1 protein-coding gene is annotated in these 1,195 nt (G+C 55.2%); it reads left to right on the forward strand.

The features are described from left to right. Positions 1–3 precede the first annotated feature (3 nt). Complete coding sequence (gene tuf / locus HV832_RS17120; protein WP_176805263.1) at positions 4–1,194, forward strand: elongation factor Tu; 1,191 nt, start codon at positions 4–6, stop codon at positions 1,192–1,194. Position 1,195 lies beyond the last annotated feature (1 nt).

A 1,195-nucleotide genomic window follows, 5' to 3' on the forward strand; every position in this document is an offset into this window, starting at 1 on the left:
AAAATGGCAAAAGGTAAGTTCGAGCGCACCAAGCCGCACGTCAACGTCGGCACGATTGGTCACGTTGATCACGGCAAAACGACACTGACAGCAGCGATTGCAACAGTCTTGTCCGCAAAATTCGGCGGCGAAGCGAAGAAATACGACGAAATCGACGCAGCACCAGAAGAAAAAGCACGTGGCATCACCATCAACACAGCCCACGTCGAATACGAAACAGCAAGCCGCCACTACGCCCACGTAGACTGCCCAGGCCACGCTGACTATGTGAAAAACATGATCACCGGTGCAGCGCAGATGGACGGCGCCATCCTGGTTTGCTCCGCAGCAGACGGCCCAATGCCACAAACGCGCGAACACATCCTGCTGGCACGTCAGGTTGGCGTTCCCTACATTATCGTGTTCCTGAACAAATGCGACATGGTGGACGACGCAGAATTGCTGGAACTGGTCGAAATGGAAGTGCGCGAATTACTGTCCAAGTACGAATTCCCAGGCGACGACCTGCCAATCATCCAGGGTTCCGCCAAACTGGCGCTGGAAGGCGACAAAGGCCCGCTGGGCGAAGAAGCCATCATGAAACTGGCTGATGCACTCGACAACTACATCCCGACACCAGAACGTGCCGTTGACGGCACTTTCCTGCTGCCGGTTGAAGACGTCTTCTCCATCTCCGGTCGCGGCACAGTCGTGACTGGTCGTGTCGAGCGCGGCATCATCAAAGTCGGTGAAGAAATCGAAATCGTCGGTATCAAAGACACAGTCAAAACCACCTGTACCGGCGTGGAAATGTTCCGCAAACTGCTGGACCAGGGTCAGGCAGGCGACAACGTCGGCGTTCTGCTGCGCGGTACCAAGCGCGAAGACATCCAGCGTGGTCAGGTACTGGCAAAACCAGGTTCCATCAAGCCACACGCCCATTTCACAGGCGAAATCTACGTCCTGTCGAAAGACGAAGGCGGTCGTCATACACCATTCTTCAACAACTATCGCCCACAGTTCTACTTCCGTACCACGGACGTGACTGGCTCGATCGAGTTGCCGAAGGACAAAGAAATGGTGATGCCAGGCGACAACGTCTCGATCACAGTGAAGCTGATCAACCCGATCGCGATGGAAGAAGGTCTGCGCTTCGCGATTCGTGAAGGTGGCCGTACTGTGGGTGCGGGTGTGGTTGCCAAGATTATCGAGTAAT

The sequence above is a fragment of the Cognatundibacterium oligocarboniphilum genome (assembly GCF_013377855.1).
GTDB lineage: Bacteria > Pseudomonadota > Gammaproteobacteria > Burkholderiales > Burkholderiaceae_D > Undibacterium > Undibacterium oligocarboniphilum.